We start from the raw sequence: 15453 nt of genomic DNA, 5'->3' as shown, positions 1-15453 counted from the left end.
GGGAACGGTGCGGCAGCCCGGGAGCTGTCGGCAGGCTGAGCTCAACACCCCCGAAACTCGCCACCGCCACAGCTCACCCACCACAGCTCACCCGCCAAAGCTCACCGGTCGAAGTCCAACTCCACCTTTTCCGTTGCCGGATGGGACTGGCATGCCAGCACATACCCCGCTTCTGTCTCCTCCGGCTCCAGCGCGAAGTTGCGGTCCATGCGCACCTCGCCGGAGACCAGGAACGCCCGGCAGGTCCCGCACACCCCTCCCCGGCAGGCATACGGGGCGTCGGGGCGGTTGCGCAGCACCGTCTCCAGGAGCGGCTCGCCGTCCCGCACCGGCCAGGTGCCCGCGCGCCCGTCGAGCCGTGCGGTCACCGTGCTGTGTGCGGGAGTCGGCACGGGGGCAGCTAGTGCGGCCCCGTCGTCCACATGGAAGATCTCCTCGTGGATACGGCTCCGTGAGACCCCGAGGTCGCGCAACGCCCGCTCCGCCCCCTGCACCAGCCCGAACGGCCCGCACAGAAACCAGCCCGACACCGCGTCGACCGGCAGCAGCGCCGGCAGCAGCCCTGTGAGCCGCTCGCGGTCGAGCCGACCGGAGGGCAGACCGGCCTGCTGCTCCTCGCGGGAGAGCACCGTCACCAGCTGGAACCGCTCCGGGAAGCGGTCCTTCAGATCGGCGACCTCCTCGAGGAACATCGTCGAGGCGGACGTACGGTCGCTGCGTATGAGGCAGAACCGCGCCTCGGGCTCTCGGGCCAGCAGTGTCGTGACGATCGACAGCACGGGTGTGATGCCACTGCCGCCGACCACCGCCGCGTACAGCCCGGGCGCCGGTTCGAGTGTGAAACGGCCTGCTGGTGTCATCACCTCCAACTCGTCGCCGACACCGATCTCCTTGAGGGCGTACGTCGAGAAGGACCCGCCCTCGACGAGCCGCACCCCTACCCGCAGCGTCCGGGGGCCGTCGCCCTCCCCGGCAGCGGGGTCGGGCGCCGGCGAGCAGATCGAGTACGTGCGCCGTATCTCTGTGCCGTCGACCGTGCGCCGCAGCGCCAGGTGCTGGCCCGGTGCGTACCGGTACTCCTCGCGCAGCTCCGGCGGTACCGCGAAGGTCAGGGCGACGGAGTCGTCGGTCAGCTGGTCGACCGCGGCCACCGGGAGTGTGTGGAAGCGGGCCATCACAACTCCTTGAAGTGGTCGAACGGTTCACGGCAGGACAGACATCGCCGCAGCGCCTTGCACGCGGTGGACGAGAAGCGGCTGAGCAGTTCGGTGTCGGCGGAGCCGCAGTGCGGACAGCGCACGGGGTCCGCCTGAGAGCCCGCATCCGGTGGGGCTTCGGCCACCCCGTCCGGAGTGTGCGCGGCAGGCCGCGTCGGGCCGAGCGATATCGGAACCGGCCCCTTCGCCCGCTGCGTACGCGGCGGTGCTATCCCGAACTCCCGTAGCTTGCGGCGTCCTTCGTCCGAGATGTCGTCCGTGGTCCAGGCAGGGGAGAGCACGGTCTGTACGGTCACCTCGGGCACCCCGTGTTCGTACAGCACCCTCTCGATATCCGCCGACATGGCCTCGATGGCCGGGCAGCCGGTGTACGTGGGCGTCAGCTCGACCTCGACCGCACCGCCCCCACGGACGTGGACCGCGCGGAGCACGCCCAGCTCTTCCAAGGTCAGGACCGGCAGCTCGGGATCGGGCACGGAACCGGCGAGCCTGTGCAGCTCCTTCTCAAGGAGCGTCGTCTCCCCTTCGGGGGGTGTCGTCCTGGTCACCATGACGCCCCCGGGTGGCTGCGGTGCAGATGCTGCATCTCGGCGAGCATCCGACCGAAGGGTTCCGTATGCAGCCCCTGGCGTCCGGCACCCGCGGTCCACGCCCCGGTTCGTGGGCCTTCCGGCACGTCGAGGGTCGCCCGGCGCAGAACGGCGGAGACGGACTCGAGCCAACTGGTTTCCAGCTCCTTCCAGTTGACGTCCACCCCCTCGATCGGCTGGAACATCTCACCGGTGTACCGCCACAGCCCCTCGCAGGCCTTTCGCATCCGCTGATGGCTCTCGGCAGTGCCGTCGCCCAGTCGCAGCGTCCACTGTTCGGCGTGGTCCTGGTGGTAGGCGACCTCCTTGACGGCCTTGGCCGCGAGCGGGGCGAACTCGCCGTCTCCGGAGGCCAGTTCCGCGTACAGCAGTCGCTGATAGGTGGAGAAATACAGCTGGCGGACGATCGTGTGGGCGAAGTCGCCGTTCGGCTGCTCGACCAGCTGGAGGTTGCGGAAGTCGCGTTCCTCGCGGAGGTATGCCAGCTCGTCCTCGTCGCCTGCCATCGACAGGAGGACCCGTGCCTGGCCGAGCAGGTCGAGGGCGATGTTGGCGAGGGCCACTTCCTCTTCGAGTACGGGCGCCTTGCCCGCCCACTCCCCCAGTCGGTGCGAGAGCACCAGGGCGTCGTCGCCGAGGGCGATGGCGGCCGCGGAACCGGCGGTGACCGTCACAGGTGCTTCACCCCTTCCGGAATGTCGTAGAACGTGGGGTGGCGGTACGGCTTGTCGGCGGCCGGTTCGAAGAAGGGATCCTTCTCGTCCGGGGAGGAGGCCGTGATCGCGGTGGAGGGGACGACCCAGATGGAGACGCCTTCGCCGCGCCGGGTGTACAGATCGCGGGCGTTGCGCAGCGCCAGCTCGGCGTCCGGAGCGTGCAGGCTGCCGGCGTGGGTGTGCGAGAGTCCGCGGCGCGAGCGTACGAAGACCTCCCACAGCGGCCAGTCGTTTGTGGTCATGCTCGCGCCTCCCCGTTGCCTGCGGCGTGTTTGCCGGCGTAGGCCGCCGCCGCTTCCCGTACCCATGCGCCCTCTTCGTGTGCTTGCCTGCGCTGGTCTATCCGCTGTTCGTTGCACGGACCGTTGCCCTTGAGGACCTCCCAGAACTCCGTCCAGTCGATCGCTCCGAAGTCGTGGTGCCCCCGCTCCTCGTTCCACTTCAACTCCGGGTCGGGGAGCGTGAGTCCGAGGGATTCGGCCTGGGGGACGCAGATGTCTACGAAGCGCTGGCGCAGTTCGTCGTTCGAGTGCCGCTTGATCTTCCAGGCCATCGACTGCGCGGAGTGCGCGGACTCGTCGTCGGGCGGGCCGAACATCATCAGTGAGGGCCACCACCAGCGGTTCACCGCGTCCTGTGCCATCTCGTGCTGCTCCGGTGTGCCGCGGCTGAGGGTCAGCAGAAGCTCGTATCCCTGGCGCTGGTGGAAGGACTCCTCCTTGCAGATGCGGACCATCGCGCGCGCGTACGGACCGTATGAGCAGCGGCACAGGGGCACCTGGTTGGTGATCGCCGCGCCGTCCACCAGCCAGCCGATGGCGCCTACGTCCGCCCAGGTCAGCGTCGGGTAGTTGAAGATCGATGAGTACTTCTGGCGGCCGGTGTGCAGCTTGTCGAGCAGTTCTTCACGGCTGGTGCCGAGCGTTTCCGCCGCGCTGTAGAGGTAGAGCCCGTGTCCGGCCTCGTCCTGGACCTTGGCCATCAGGATCGCCTTGCGGCGCAGAGAGGGTGCGCGCGTGATCCAGTTGGCCTCGGGCTGCATGCCGATGATCTCGGAGTGTGCGTGCTGCGCGATCTGCCGGACCAGCGTCGAGCGGTAGGCGTCGGGCATCCAGTCGCGCGGTTCGATGCGCTCGTCGGCGGCCACGGCGGCGTCGAAGACAGCCTCGTACGCCGCTGTCCGCGCGGCCTCGTCCGCCATCCCGTCCGCCTGTGCGCGGGCGGTGCGGTGCTCGGCTGCTGTCGCCATCTGGTCCCCCTCGACCTTGATCAAGCTACCGACCGATCGTTCGGTTCGTCCGATTCAATGGTGGGACGAGGGCCGTAAGGTGTCAACCGCTGTGGATAACCCGCTGTGGACAACGTCATGGTCGTGGCCGCTGTGTTCGCCGGGGCTGTGCCGGGAGGGCGGGCTTAAGTACCGTGCCGGTGCGAACGTCGCGGCGCGGCACCCCGCGGGCGGTACGGCAGCGGTCCGGCCGGCGACAGAAATCAGGCGGACATCGGGAAACGGGGCGGAATGGATGCGTACGACGAGGGCTCGAACCCCCGGCACGAGCAGCCGGACGAGCCTGAGCCCGCCGCTGCCGACTCTCACCCACCGAACGACCGCGCAGCGCCTGCCGGTTCCCCGCCGGACGATCACGCAGCCCCCACCGCACCCCCGCCGAACGACCCCGCGCCCCCGCAGTACGACCCCACACCCCCTCCCCCCACCGGCATAGCCGTCCTTTCCCTCCGCTACCAGATCGCCTTCGCCCTGGCCCTCGCCGTAGTCACGGTCGCCGCCTGTGTGCACCTCGGCATGATGTTTCTGCACGTCGCGCCCTCGAACACGGTCACGAAGCAGCACGGGCAGGCGATCGACGAGTGGGTCTATCCCGAGTTCGAGCAGAACTGGAAGCTCTTCGCCCCCAATCCGCTGCAGCAGAACATCGCGGTCCAGGTCCGCGCCGAGGTACGGGCCGCGGACGGCGGCACCCGGACAACCCGCTGGTACGACCTCTCCGCACTGGACGGCGCAGCCATCGACGGCAACCTGCTGCCCAGCCACACCCAGCAGAACGCCCTGCGCCGCGCCTGGGACTTCTACGTGGGCACACACGACAACGAGAACCGTCCCGACGGCCTGCGCGGCGACCTCTCCGAGCGCTATCTGCGCCGCCTTGTCGTGCTGCGCCTGGACCGAGAGCAGGCGGGCGGCAAGGGCGCGGTCGTCCAGCAGGTCCAGGTCCGCTCCCGTACGACCAATGTGCCGCCTCCGGCATGGAGCACGGAGAAGGTGTCCGAAAAGCCGGTCTTCCGCGAGCTGCCTTGGTGGCCGGTGACCGAGGCCGACCGGGCGGCAGGCACGCGCGACACGAGGACAGAGGCGGGGGCCCAGTGAGCAGCGACGACCGCACCGGCACCCTCGAGCACAAGTCCCACCTCGACCGGAAGCTCGCACGCGGCATCTCCCGGATCACCGGTTCGGCGCTCGGCCCGTATCAGAGCGCCGTCATACGCATCGGCTTCGCCGCCACCTGGCTGCTGTTCCTGCTGCGGGAATTCCCGCACCGCCGGGACATGTACGGGCCCGACGGCCCCTGGAGCTGGGACCTCGCCCAGCAGCTCATAGCGGACAACCACGCCTTCACGGCCCTCATGTGGTCCGACAGCCAGATCTGGTTCGAGATCGTCTACGCACTGGCCGTGCTGTCGAGCGCCCTGCTGATGCTGGGCTGGCGAACCCGCGCCATGTCCGTGCTCTTCATGATCGGCGTTCTCTCGCTGCAGAACCGCAGCGTCTTCATGGGTGACGGCGGCGACAACGTCATCCACCTGATGGCGATCTACTTGGTGTTCACGCGCTGCGGCCAGGTGTGGTCCCTGGACGAGCGGCGCGAACGTCGCGGGCGTGAGGCACGCGCGCGTGGAGAGCGTTCTGGGCCGGACAGGGTGGGTCCCGCCCTGTGGGGTGTGCTCGGATTCCTGCTGGCCGCGGCCACGCTCGCGGGGAAGATCGACGGCGGCTTCCTGGGCGGCTGGCTGACGTTCTTCTGGGGGCTGTGGGTGGCGCAGGGCCTGTGGTGGGTGGTGGCACGCCGGGCGCGGAGCGCCGAGCCGCGGATCTTCCTGGATGTCCTCGCCAACCTCAGCCACAACGCCGCCCTGTTCATGATCATGGCGGAGGCGTGCCTGATCTACGCGACCGCCGGCTGGTACAAGATCCAGGGCTCGCGCTGGCAGGACGGCACCGCCGTCTACTACCCGCTCCACCTCGACTACTTCTCGCCCTGGCCCGCCCTCTCCGACCTGCTGACCGCGAACGGCACCCTGGTGATGCTGGTGACATACGGGACGGTCGCGGTGCAGGTCGCCTTCCCCTTCACGCTGTTCAACCGGAGGGTGAAGAACGTCCTGCTGGCAGCCATGATCACCGAGCATGCCGTGATCGCCGTGGTCCTCGGCCTGCCGTTCTTCTCGCTCGCCATGATCGCGGCGGACGCGGTCTTCCTGCCGACGTCCTTCCTGCGCCGCCTCGGCGGATGGGCGGCACGCGCGCGCGTGCGGCTGTTTTCCCGCGGCCGCCGCCCTACGATCCCGGGGCCCCGCAAGGGTGATCAGCGCACCCCGGAGGAGGCCGAGCAGGCGCACGTAGGCTTCACCGCATGACGGCCCCCGACGACCCCGTACGCGCCTGGCACCGGCTCGCCGGCACCTCCGTACTGCTCGACGGCTTCCACGCCCTCAAGCACGCCGTACGCTTCCACGCTGAGGTCCCGGTGGCCGTCACCGCCGACCGGCGGGCGGCCCTCGCGCTGGCCGAGGAACTGGCCCCGGACGTACGGGACACGCTCGACCGGCTCCTGGTTCAGGTCCCGGAGGAGGTCTTCAAAGCCTTCGTCCCCCGGCCGCACCCCACCGCGGTGGCCGCTTTGGCGGTACGTCCCTCCCGTGCGGCCAACCTGGAGACGCTGGCCCGCACGCCGCGCCCCGCCCCCGTCGTGGTGCTCGACAATCCGCGCAACCTGGGCAACGCCGGAGCCGTGATCCGTCTCGCCGCCGGCTTCGGGGCGACCGGTGTCGTCACGACCGGCACCCTCGATCCCTGGCACCCCACGGTCGTACGCGGCGGGGCGGGGCTGCACTTCGCAACGGCCGTGGAGCGGCTCGCCGTGCACGAACTGCCCTCGGGCCCGGTGTTCGCCCTCGACCCGGAAGGCGAGGACATCCGTGGCCTCAAGCTCCCGGACGACGCCCTGCTCGCCTTCGGCTCCGAACGCAGCGGACTGTCGCACGAACTGCGTGCCCGCGCCGACCACTTGGTGTCCCTGCCGATGCGCCCCCAGGTGTCCAGTTACAACCTCGCCACCAGCGTGGCCATGACCCTGTTCCACTGGAGCGCAGCCGGGGGCGCGGCCGGAAGTGGGCCCCTGCCGGGCGGCCCTGACGCCCGCCCGGCCTGACCCTCCGGAGGCGCAGGCTCACGCCTCCCGGCGCACCTCCACCACCCGGAAACGGTTCGCCACGAACGCCCCGTCGCACAGCGCCGCGTTCGCCGCCCGGTTGCCGCCCGAGCCGTGGAAGTCCGAGAAGGCCGCCGTCTGGTTGACGTACACCCCGCCGGTCAGGTTCAGCGAAAGCTGGGCGCACTCCTCCAGGCAGGCCTCCTGGACAGCCTGCTCGACCTCCTGGGAGGTCGTGTACGCGCCGACCGTCATCGCGCCCTTGTCCCTGATCGTCCGCCGCAACAGCTCCACGCCCTCATCGGCCGAGTCAACCGCGACCGCGAAGGAGACCGGCCCGAAGCATTCGCTCATGTAGGCCGCCTCGGCGTCGGGCTTGGCACCGTCCAGCTTCACGATCACGGGCGTACGGACGACCGCATCCGGGAACTCCGGGTTGCGGATCTCCCGTGAAGCCAGGGCGACCTCACCAAGGCCAGACGCGGCCTCCAGGCGGGCCTTCACGTCCGGGTTCACGATCGCGCCGAGCAGGGCGTTCGCGCGGGCGTCGTCCCCGAGGAGTCCGCCGACCGACTTGGCGAGATCGGCGACCACCTCGTCGTACGACTTGGGGCCCTCCTCCGTACGGATGCCGTCGCGGGGGATCAGCAGGTTCTGCGGGGTCGTGCACATCTGGCCGCTGTAGAGGGACAAGGAGAAGGCGAGGTTCGACAGCATCCCCTTGTAGTTGTCGGTCGACTCCACGATCACCGTGTTGACGCCGGCCTTCTCCGTGTAGACCTGTGCCTGCCGGGCGTTGGCCTCCAGCCAGTCGCCGAACGCCGTCGAGCCTGTGTAGTCGATGATCCGGACCTCGGGGCGGGTGGCCAAGGTCTTGGCGATGCCTTCGCCGGGGCGCTCGGCGGCCAGCGCCACCAGGTTCGGGTCGAAGCCCGCCTCGGCGAGCACATCGCGCGCCACCTGGATGGTGAGGGCGAGCGGCAGCACCGCGCGCGGGTGGGGCTTGACCAGGACCGGGTTGCCCGTGGCCAGGGAGGCGAACAGGCCCGGATAGCCGTTCCACGTCGGGAAGGTGTTGCAGCCGATCAGCAGGGCGATGCCGCGCGGCACCGGCATGAACTGCTTGTTCAGCGCGAGGGGCTCACGCTTGCCCTGAGGCTTCGTCCACTCCGCGGTGTCCGGGGTGCGGACCTGCTCCACAAACGCGTACGCCACCGCCTCCAGGCCGCGGTCCTGGGCATGCGGGCCGCCCGCCTGGAACGCCATCATGAAGGCCTGGCCACTGGTGTGCATGACCGCGTGCGCGAACTCATGTGTGCGGTCGCTGATCCGCTTGAGGATCTCCAGACACACCACAGCGCGCATCTCAGCGCCCGCGTGGCGCCACGCGCGCTGCCCGGCCTTCATGGCGGGCAGCAGGACGTCGATGTCCGCGTGCGGATAGGTGACCCCCAACTCGATTCCGTACGGGGACACTTCGCCGCCCACCCAGTCATCGGTGCCGGGCTGGCCCAGATCGAGGCGGGTCCCCAGGAGGGCATCAAAAGCGGCCTTGCCCTCCGCCAGGCTCAGGCTGCCGTCCTCGCCGTACGCCTTGGGGTGCTCGGGGTGCGGGGACCAGTACGCGCGCGTGCGGATCGTTTCCAGCGCCTGGTCGAGGGTGGGCCGGTGCTGGGCGATCAGCTGGTGCGCGGTGAGTTCGGCGGCGGCCATCAGGGACCAACTCCTCGTCTCTAGAGCTCCTCGTTGAGCTCGCGACCTGGGCAGACATATTGATAAGTGTGGCGCGAAGCGTCTCGTTCAGGGTGGTGGTGGGCGACGGGTGGGTAGTCAGAGTTAGAGTAACCGAACGATCGGTCGGGACAAGGGGGTCCGCCGAAGCTGTGGAAAACCCCGTGCGGGAGGATCGCGAGCATGACAGCACTCGACCTCGCCGCGCCGGTGGCCGTCGTCGGCACGGGCACCATGGGCCAGGGCATCGCCCAGGTCGCACTGGTCGCTGGCCACCCCGTGCGGCTGTACGACGCCGTCCCCGGCCGGGCCCGGGCCGCGGCCGAGGCCATCGGAGCCCGCCTCGACAGGCTGGTCGAGAAGGACCGGATGACCGGCGCCGACCGGGACGCCGCGCGCACCCGCCTCAGCCCCGCCGAGAGCCTGGCCGACCTGGCCGACTCGCATCTCGTCGTCGAGGCCGTACTGGAGCGGCTCGACGTCAAGCAGCAGCTGATGCGCGAGCTCGAGGAGATCGTCACGGACCACTGCCTGCTCGCCACCAACACCTCCTCCCTGTCGGTGACCGCCATCGGCGGCGCTCTGAGCAACCCCGGCCGCTTCGTCGGCCTGCACTTCTTCAACCCCGCGCCGCTGCTGCCGCTCGTGGAGGTCGTCTCCGGGTTCGCGACGGACGTCACGTCGGCCACGCGCGCGTATGAGACGGCACGCGCCTGGGGGAAGACCCCGGTCGCCTGCGCCGACACCCCCGGCTTCATCGTCAACCGCATCGCGCGGCCCTTCTACGCCGAGGCCTTCGCGGTGTACGAGTCCCAGGCCGCCGACCCCGCCACGATCGACGCCGTCCTGCGTGAATCCGGTGGCTTCAAGATGGGCGCCTTCGAGCTGACCGACCTCATCGGACAGGACGTCAACGAGGCGGTCACCCGCTCCGTATGGGAGGCCTTCTTCCAGGACGTGCGGTTCACGCCCTCGCTCGCCCAACGGCGGCTCGTCGAGTCGGGCCGGCACGGCCGCAAGACCGGACGCGGCTGGTACGCGTACGGGGACGACGCGGAGCGGCCCGAACCGCACACCGCGGAGAAGGCCCAGCCGCCCGCGTACGTCGTCGCCGAGGGAAGCCTGGGCCCCGCGGCCGAACTGCTCCCGCTGATCCGCGAGGCGGGCATCCAGGTCCGCGAGGACGAGGAGGACCACGGCACCCGCCTGGTGCTGCCCAGCGGCGGACAGCTGGCCGTCGCGGACGGCCAGACCTCCGTCGAGTTCCGAGACGTCGTCTACTTCGACCTGGCGCTCGACTACCGCAAGGCGACCCGGATCGCCCTGTCCGCCTCGCAGGACACCCAGCCGGGGACCCTCGCCGAGGCCACCGGGCTCTTCCAGGCGCTCGGCAAGGACGTCAGCGTCGTCGGGGACGTACCCGGGTCGATCGTCGCCCGCACCGTGGCCCGCATCATCGACCTGGCGCACGACGCGGTCACCAAGGGGGTGGCCACCGAGGAGGACATCGACACGGCGATGCGCCTGGGCGTCAACTACCCGCTGGGGCCCTTCGAATGGAGCCGCAAGCTCGGCAAGAGCTGGGCGTACGACGTCCTGGACGAGCTGAATCTGCGGGACCCATCCGGACGGTACGCGCCATCCCTCGCGCTCTACCGCCACGCGTACGCCTCCGAGAAGCGGGAGGGCACCCCATGACCACCGCCAAGCGCGACACGTACACCCCGGAGACGCTGCTCTCCGTCGCTGTGCGGGTCTTCAACGACCGCGGCTACGACGGCACATCCATGGAGCACCTCTCCAAAGCGGCCGGTATCTCCAAGTCGTCGATATACCACCACGTCGCGGGCAAGGAGGAGCTGCTGCGGCGGGCCGTGAGCCGGGCGCTGGACGGCCTCTTCGGGATCCTCGACGAGGAGCACGCGCGCGTGGGGCGTGCCGTGCGGCGACTGGAGTACGTCACCCGGCGCATGGTGGAGGTGCTCACCGCCGAACTGCCGTACGTGACGCTCCTGCTGCGGGTACGCGGCAACACCGGCACCGAGCGCTGGGCCCTGGAGCGGCGCCGGGAGTTCGACCACAGGGTGGCCGAGCTCATGAAGGAGGCGGCGGCCGACGGCGACGTCCGCGCGGACGTGGAGTTCGGGCTCGCCACCAGGCTGGTCTTCGGGATGATCAACTCGCTCGTCGAGTGGTACCGGCCCGACGGCCGGGGCGTGAGCGAGCGTGAAGTCGCCGACGCGGTCGTACGGTTGGTCTTCGAGGGGCTCCGCAAAGAGGAATGAGGGCCGGGCCGCACGCCCCGAAGCAGCCGGGCCGCGGGCGGGAAGATCAGCCCTCCGGCTCCACGTCCTCCTCCTCGAAGACGAGCAGCGTCCGGGTGCTGAGCACCTCCGGGATGGACTGGAGGCGGGTCAGCACCAGGTCGCGCAGATTCCTGTTGTCCGGCGTGTGCACCAGGAGCAGTACATCGAAGTCCCCGCTGACCAGGGCGATATGGGCCACCTCAGGGAGCGCGCGCAGCTGTTCTCGCACCGTGCGCCAGGAGTTCTGCACGATCTTCAGGGTGATGTAGGCGGCGGCGCCCTTGCCGGCCCGCTCATGGTTGATGCGGGCGCCGAAGCCGAGGATCACGCCGTCCTCGATGAGCCGGTTGATGCGCGCGTAGGCGTTGGCCCGGGACACATGGACGCGCTCGGCGACGGACCGTATGGAGGCGCGGCCGTCCGAGCGCAGCATCTGGAGGATGTCCTGATCGATGGCGTCCAGCGGACGCGGAGGCGAGTCGGCACGGCCGTCCTCCGGTCCCTCGGCCATTTGTTCAGGTGCCATGTCCCCCCGCCTCCATACCATGGACGTACTGCATCCATCCCAGGCTGTGGAGAACCGTTTGTCCACAGCCTGAAGCTGCCTGTAGCCAAAATGTGCCGACGACCGAACAATCGGTAGGTGAGGCGCATCACACCGGTGTGCCGCCGAACCACTCCCACGAGGAGGTGCCGTCATGACGGTCATGGAGCAGCGGGGCGCCTATCGGCCCACCCCGCCGCCTGCCTGGCAGCCCCGCACCGACCCCGCCCCACTGTTGCCGGACGAAGTTCCGTACCGCGTCCTCGGCACGGACGCGGCGGCCGAGGCCGACCCGGAGTTGCTGCGCCGTCTGTACGGGGAGCTGGTGCGCGGCCGTCGCTACAACACGCAGGCCACCGCACTCACCAAGCAGGGCCGGCTGGCGGTCTACCCCTCCTCCACCGGCCAGGAGGCCTGCCAGGTCGCCGCCGCGCTCGTCCTCGAAGAGCGCGACTGGCTCTTCCCCAGCTACCGCGACACGCTCGCCGCCGTCGCCCGCGGCCTCGACCCCGTCCAGGCCCTGGGCCTCCTGCGCGGCGACTGGCACAGCGGATACGACCCCCGTGAGCGCCGTATCGCGCCCCTGTGTACCCCCCTCGCGACCCAACTCCCGCACGCCGTGGGCCTCGCGCACGCCGCACGTCTCCAGGGCGATGACGTAGTAGCGCTCGCCCTGGTCGGTGACGGCGGCACCAGTGAGGGCGATTTCCACGAGGCACTGAACTTCGCCGCCGTCTGGCAGGCCCCGGTCGTCTTCCTCGTCCAGAACAACGGCTTCGCGATCTCTGTCCCGCTCGCCAAGCAGACCGCCGCGCCGTCCCTCGCCCACAAGGCGGTCGGTTACGGCATGCCGGGCCGCCTGGTCGACGGCAACGACGCGGCCGCGGTGCACCAGGTCCTCGGCGAAGCCGTGGCCCACGCGCGCGCGGGAGGTGGACCGACGCTCGTGGAGGCGGTGACGTACCGCATGGAAGCCCACACGAACGCCGACGACGACAAGCGCTACCGCGCCGACTCGGAGGTCGAGGCCTGGCGGGCACACGACCCGATCGCCCTCCTGGAGCACACATTGACCGAGCGCGGGCTCCTCGACGAGGCCGGCATCCAGGCCGCCCGCGAGGACGCCGAGGCCATGGCCGCGGACCTGCGAGAGCGCATGAACCAGGACCCGGCGCTCGACCCGATGGACCTCTTCGGGCACGTCTACGACCAGCCCACGACCCAACTCCTGGAGCAAGAGGCACAGCTGCGGGCCGAACTGGCCGCCCAGGAGCGGCATCACGAGTCGGAGGGAGCGCCGCGATGACCACGGTCGCCGTGAAACCGGCCACCATGGCGCAGGCCCTCGGCCGTGCCCTCCGTGACGCGATGGCCGCCGACCCGGCCGTCCACGTCATGGGCGAGGACGTCGGCACCCTAGGCGGGGTCTTCCGGGTCACCGACGGGCTCGCCAAGGAGTTCGGCGAGGACCGCTGTACGGACACGCCGCTGGCCGAGGCGGGCATCCTGGGGACGGCCGTCGGCATGGCCATGTACGGGCTGCGGCCGGTCGTGGAGATGCAGTTCGACGCCTTCGCGTACCCGGCCTTCGAGCAGCTGATCTCGCATGTGTCGCGGATGCGCAACCGCACCCGAGGGGCGATGCCGCTGCCGATCACGATCCGTGTCCCCTACGGGGGAGGCATCGGCGGCGTCGAGCACCACAGCGACTCCTCCGAGGCGTACTACATGGCGACTCCGGGGCTCCATGTCGTCACGCCCGCCACGGTCGCCGACGCATACGGGTTGCTGCGCGCGGCCATCGCCTCCGACGATCCCGTCGTCTTCCTCGAACCCAAGCGCCTGTACTGGTCGAAGGACTCCTGGAACCCCGAGGAGCCACCGGCCGTTGAACCGATAGGCCGCGCGGTGGTGCGGCGCTCGGGCCGGAGCGCCACGCTGATCACGTACGGGCCGTCCCTGCCCGTCTGCTTGGAGGCGGTCGAGGCGGCGCAGGCCGAGGGCTGGAACCTCGAAGTCGTCGATCTGCGCTCCCTGGTGCCGTTCGACGACGAGACGGTCACCACGTCCGTACGGCGCACGGGGCGGGCCGTGGTCGTGCACGAGTCCGGGACCTTCGGCGGACCGGGCGGGGAGATCGCCGCGCGGGTCACCGAGCGGTGCTTCCACTACCTGGAGGCGCCGGTACTGCGGGTGGCCGGGTTCGACATCCCGTACCCGCCGCCGATGCTGGAGCGGCACCATCTGCCCGGCGTCGACCGCATCCTGGACGCGGTCGCGCGGCTGCAGTGGGAGGCGGAGAACTGATGCCCCAGGTCCTCGAATTCAAGCTGCCCGACCTCGGCGAAGGGCTCACCGAGGCGGAGATCGTCCGCTGGCTCGTCCAGGTCGGCGACGTCGTCGCCGTCGACCAGCCAGTCGTCGAGGTCGAGACGGCCAAGGCGATGGTCGAGGTGCCGTGCCCGTACGGCGGCGTGGTCACGGCCCGCTTCGGCGAGGAGGGCACGGAACTGCCCGTCGGAGCACCGCTGTTGACGGTGGCGGTCGGAGCGCCCGCCTCCGGTGACGCGGACGAGGGGTCCGGGAACGTACTCGTGGGATACGGCACGGGAACACCGCCCGCACGGCGCGGAAGGGTGCGGCCGACGGGCCCGGCGTCTGCCGGGCGACGGCCGCCGGGCCGGCCCGCGGAGGGGCCTGGCAGCGCAGATGTGGCGTCGGCCGGTCGCAGTGCGGACGTGGCGTCCGACTGGCGCGGTGCGGAGACGACGTCCGCAGCTCGCGCCGCGGACACGTCGGCCGCCGACCGAGGCACGGACAGCGGTGCCATGGGAACGGCGGCGCACGAAGCCGCCGCCCGCCGCCTCGCGCAGGACGTCGCCACCACCGAGGGCCGGCCGGGCGACACGAACGGAAGCCGTGGCGACGGCCCGGTGCCGGTGATCTCTCCGCTCGTACGGCGGCTGGCCAGGGAATACGGCCTGGATCTGCGGGAGTTGGCGGGGTCCGGCCCCGACGGACTGATTCTGCGGGCAGACGTGGAGCACGCGGCGCGTGCGGCCGGTGCACGCGGGGGCCGGGCGACGGAAGCCGGGGCTGTGGCGTACGCGCCCACAGGGCCGGAGCCCTCAACCGCCCCCCACGCGCGCGTGCCTGCCGTGCCCGCCGATGAGGCCGCCCCGGTACCGGCGGCCCCCGGCACCCGCATCCCCCTGCGAGGCATACGCGGTGTCGTCGCCGACAAGCTCGCCCGCAGCCGTCGTGAGATCCCCGACGCGACCTGCTGGGTGGATGCCGACGCGACGGAACTCCTGAACGCGCGCGTCGCGATGAATGCCACCGGCGGACCGAAGATCTCCCTCCTCGCACTGCTCGCCCGCATCTGCACCGCCGCCCTCGCCCGCCATCCCGAGCTCAACTCCAGGGTCGACATGGACGCCCGGGAAGTCGTACAGCTCGACGAGGTGCACCTCGGGTTCGCGGCGCAGACCGAGCGGGGGCTCGTCGTGCCGGTGGTGAAGGACGCGCACGGGCGGGACGCCCAGTCGCTGAGCGCGGAGTTCGCGCGGCTCACCGAAGTGGCGCGGACCGGGACGCTCACGCCAGGGGAACTCACCGGCGGGACCTTCACGTTGAACAACTATGGCGTGTTCGGCGTCGACGGCTCCACGCCGATCATCAACCACCCCGAGGCGGCCATGCTCGGCGTCGGCCGGATCGCACCCAAGCCCTGGGTGCATCAGGGCGAGCTGGCGGTGCGGCAGGTCGTCCAGCTCTCGCTCACCTTCGACCACCGGGTGTGCGACGGCGGCACGGCGGGCGGATTCCTGCGCTATGTCGCGGACTGCGTGGAGCAGCCGGCGGTACTCCTGCGTTCCCTGTGATCGCCCGTTCCCTGTGA

Annotated in this window: 15 protein-coding genes; 8 read left to right on the top strand and 7 right to left on the bottom strand. The window is 70.5% G+C overall.

The window, feature by feature from the left end; translation table 11 throughout:
• Positions 1 to 101: 101 nt before the first annotated feature.
• From OHT21_RS23300 to paaA, 5 genes are read right to left on the bottom strand one after another with little or no spacing between them, the layout of a single operon-like run.
• Positions 102 to 1175 (bottom strand): 2Fe-2S iron-sulfur cluster-binding protein, encoded by a 1074-nt coding sequence (locus OHT21_RS23300; protein WP_328770291.1) that lies wholly within the window; start codon positions 1173 to 1175, stop codon positions 102 to 104.
• The gene (gene paaD / locus OHT21_RS23295; RefSeq protein WP_328770290.1) at positions 1175 to 1768 is read right to left on the bottom strand and encodes a 1,2-phenylacetyl-CoA epoxidase subunit PaaD; all 594 of its coding nucleotides are present in this window, start codon (positions 1766 to 1768) and stop codon (positions 1175 to 1177) included. The genes OHT21_RS23300 and paaD overlap by 1 nt, the downstream gene beginning before the upstream one ends.
• Complete coding sequence (gene paaC / locus OHT21_RS23290; protein WP_328770289.1) at positions 1762 to 2481, bottom strand: 1,2-phenylacetyl-CoA epoxidase subunit PaaC; 720 nt, start codon at positions 2479 to 2481, stop codon at positions 1762 to 1764. The genes paaD and paaC overlap by 7 nt, the downstream gene beginning before the upstream one ends.
• Entirely contained in the window at positions 2478 to 2765 is a 288-nt protein-coding gene (gene paaB, locus OHT21_RS23285; RefSeq protein ID WP_165338871.1) for a 1,2-phenylacetyl-CoA epoxidase subunit PaaB, read from the bottom strand. The genes paaC and paaB overlap by 4 nt, the downstream gene beginning before the upstream one ends.
• The gene (gene paaA / locus OHT21_RS23280) at positions 2762 to 3772 is read right to left on the bottom strand and encodes a 1,2-phenylacetyl-CoA epoxidase subunit PaaA (RefSeq protein WP_328770288.1); all 1011 of its coding nucleotides are present in this window, start codon (positions 3770 to 3772) and stop codon (positions 2762 to 2764) included. Before paaA ends, paaB begins: the two co-directional genes overlap by 4 nt.
• Before the next feature lie 270 nt (positions 3773 to 4042).
• Between paaA and OHT21_RS23275 the strand changes: the two genes are divergently transcribed.
• From OHT21_RS23275 to OHT21_RS23265, 3 genes are read left to right on the top strand one after another with little or no spacing between them, the layout of a single operon-like run.
• Complete coding sequence (locus OHT21_RS23275; protein ID WP_328770287.1) at positions 4043 to 4909, top strand: DUF5819 family protein; 867 nt, start codon at positions 4043 to 4045, stop codon at positions 4907 to 4909.
• Positions 4906 to 6177, top strand: a complete 1272-nt coding sequence (locus OHT21_RS23270) for an HTTM domain-containing protein (protein WP_328770286.1) — start codon at positions 4906 to 4908, stop codon at positions 6175 to 6177. The genes OHT21_RS23275 and OHT21_RS23270 overlap by 4 nt, the downstream gene beginning before the upstream one ends.
• Positions 6174 to 6971 (top strand): TrmH family RNA methyltransferase, encoded by a 798-nt coding sequence (locus OHT21_RS23265; RefSeq protein ID WP_328770285.1) that lies wholly within the window; start codon positions 6174 to 6176, stop codon positions 6969 to 6971. The genes OHT21_RS23270 and OHT21_RS23265 overlap by 4 nt, the downstream gene beginning before the upstream one ends.
• Positions 6972 to 6989: 18 nt before the next feature.
• On the opposite strand, the gene paaN is transcribed toward OHT21_RS23265, so the two are convergent.
• Entirely contained in the window at positions 6990 to 8684 is a 1695-nt protein-coding gene (paaN, locus tag OHT21_RS23260; RefSeq protein WP_328770284.1) for a phenylacetic acid degradation protein PaaN, read from the bottom strand.
• A 201-nt stretch (positions 8685 to 8885) separates the two neighbouring features.
• Here paaN and OHT21_RS23255 point away from each other — a divergent pair, with 201 nt between their 5' ends.
• Both OHT21_RS23255 and OHT21_RS23250 read left to right on the top strand, forming a co-directional pair.
• The gene (locus OHT21_RS23255; RefSeq protein WP_328770283.1) at positions 8886 to 10400 is read left to right on the top strand and encodes a 3-hydroxyacyl-CoA dehydrogenase; all 1515 of its coding nucleotides are present in this window, start codon (positions 8886 to 8888) and stop codon (positions 10398 to 10400) included.
• Entirely contained in the window at positions 10397 to 10987 is a 591-nt protein-coding gene (locus OHT21_RS23250) for a TetR/AcrR family transcriptional regulator (RefSeq protein ID WP_189322030.1), read from the top strand. The genes OHT21_RS23255 and OHT21_RS23250 overlap by 4 nt, the downstream gene beginning before the upstream one ends.
• Before the next feature lie 46 nt (positions 10988 to 11033).
• Here the strand turns inward: OHT21_RS23250 and OHT21_RS23245 are convergent, their stop codons facing one another.
• Positions 11034 to 11519: an Lrp/AsnC family transcriptional regulator gene (locus OHT21_RS23245; protein ID WP_328774193.1), complete on the bottom strand. Its 486-nt coding sequence runs from the start codon at positions 11517 to 11519 to the stop codon at positions 11034 to 11036.
• Positions 11520 to 11706: 187 nt separating this feature from the next.
• On the opposite strand from OHT21_RS23245, the gene pdhA reads away from it, so the two are divergent.
• Genes pdhA through OHT21_RS23230 form a run of 3 tightly spaced genes read left to right on the top strand, consistent with a single transcriptional unit; the run spans position 11707 to position 15436 of the window.
• The gene (pdhA, locus tag OHT21_RS23240) at positions 11707 to 12858 is read left to right on the top strand and encodes a pyruvate dehydrogenase (acetyl-transferring) E1 component subunit alpha (protein ID WP_328770282.1); all 1152 of its coding nucleotides are present in this window, start codon (positions 11707 to 11709) and stop codon (positions 12856 to 12858) included.
• The gene (locus OHT21_RS23235; protein WP_328770281.1) at positions 12855 to 13859 is read left to right on the top strand and encodes an alpha-ketoacid dehydrogenase subunit beta; all 1005 of its coding nucleotides are present in this window, start codon (positions 12855 to 12857) and stop codon (positions 13857 to 13859) included. Before pdhA ends, OHT21_RS23235 begins: the two co-directional genes overlap by 4 nt.
• On the top strand, positions 13859 to 15436 hold the full coding sequence (locus OHT21_RS23230) for a dihydrolipoamide acetyltransferase family protein (protein WP_328770280.1): 1578 nt from the start codon (positions 13859 to 13861) through the stop codon (positions 15434 to 15436). The genes OHT21_RS23235 and OHT21_RS23230 overlap by 1 nt, the downstream gene beginning before the upstream one ends.
• Positions 15437 to 15453: the final 17 nt, after the last annotated feature.

Origin of the sequence: Streptomyces sp. NBC_00286 (assembly GCF_036173125.1) — a bacterium.
Classification (GTDB): domain Bacteria; phylum Actinomycetota; class Actinomycetes; order Streptomycetales; family Streptomycetaceae; genus Streptomyces.
Note: the sequence above shows the minus strand (reverse complement) of the source record. Positions and strands in the feature narration are given on the sequence as shown.

Coding starts and splice junctions, on each gene's coding strand:
- OHT21_RS23300 (WP_328770291.1), bottom strand. CDS start 1,175: ATGGCCCGCTTCCACACACTCCCGGTGGCCGCGGTCGACCAGCTGACC.
- paaD (WP_328770290.1), bottom strand. CDS start 1,768: ATGGTGACCAGGACGACACCCCCCGAAGGGGAGACGACGCTCCTTGAG.
- paaB (WP_165338871.1), bottom strand. CDS start 2,765: ATGACCACAAACGACTGGCCGCTGTGGGAGGTCTTCGTACGCTCGCGC.
- paaA (WP_328770288.1), bottom strand. CDS start 3,772: ATGGCGACAGCAGCCGAGCACCGCACCGCCCGCGCACAGGCGGACGGG.
- OHT21_RS23275 (WP_328770287.1), top strand. CDS start 4,043: ATGGATGCGTACGACGAGGGCTCGAACCCCCGGCACGAGCAGCCGGAC.
- OHT21_RS23265 (WP_328770285.1), top strand. CDS start 6,174: ATGACGGCCCCCGACGACCCCGTACGCGCCTGGCACCGGCTCGCCGGC.
- paaN (WP_328770284.1), bottom strand. CDS start 8,684: ATGGCCGCCGCCGAACTCACCGCGCACCAGCTGATCGCCCAGCACCGG.
- OHT21_RS23255 (WP_328770283.1), top strand. CDS start 8,886: ATGACAGCACTCGACCTCGCCGCGCCGGTGGCCGTCGTCGGCACGGGC.
- OHT21_RS23250 (WP_189322030.1), top strand. CDS start 10,397: ATGACCACCGCCAAGCGCGACACGTACACCCCGGAGACGCTGCTCTCC.
- OHT21_RS23245 (WP_328774193.1), bottom strand. CDS start 11,519: ATGGCCGAGGGACCGGAGGACGGCCGTGCCGACTCGCCTCCGCGTCCG.
- pdhA (WP_328770282.1), top strand. CDS start 11,707: ATGACGGTCATGGAGCAGCGGGGCGCCTATCGGCCCACCCCGCCGCCT.
- OHT21_RS23235 (WP_328770281.1), top strand. CDS start 12,855: ATGACCACGGTCGCCGTGAAACCGGCCACCATGGCGCAGGCCCTCGGC.
- OHT21_RS23230 (WP_328770280.1), top strand. CDS start 13,859: ATGCCCCAGGTCCTCGAATTCAAGCTGCCCGACCTCGGCGAAGGGCTC.